At 67.4% G+C, this 380-nt stretch carries 1 pseudogene; it reads left to right on the forward strand.

Going from position 1 to position 380, the window contains the following annotated elements:
* Positions 1-220: pseudogene (locus SB822_RS55310) on the forward strand (nuclear transport factor 2 family protein); the annotation flags it as partial.
* Between the last annotated feature and the right edge of the window lie 160 nt (positions 221-380).

Here is a 380-nt window from a genome sequence, read left to right on the forward strand (position 1 = left end):
CGACGCGATGATCCAGGCCGTGCAGCAGCGCTTTGCCGGTCACACGTTTCGCCGCTCGACCGACGTCGACGGCTTCGGCAATCGCCTGCGCTTTTCGTGGGAACTCGTGACGCCCGCCGGCGATGCGATCGTCAAGGGCTCCGACTTCGGCACGGTCGACGCGCACGGGCGCCTTCAGTCCGTGACCGGCTTCCTCGACCAGGTGCCAGCGGGCGCCTGAGCGGCCACCGCCAATCGCAATTAGCCATCGCCAATCACCACCGCCCATCTTTCATGGAGAGCATCATGCACGAGCCCGCCGGCGTCACGACTCGTTCGCCCGTCAGAACGTTCGCGCGATTCGCTGCCGCGATGGACGCGTTCTCCGGCGCGATCGCCGG

The sequence above is a fragment of the Paraburkholderia sp. SIMBA_054 genome (assembly GCF_046534875.1).
Lineage (GTDB): Bacteria > Pseudomonadota > Gammaproteobacteria > Burkholderiales > Burkholderiaceae > Paraburkholderia > Paraburkholderia hospita.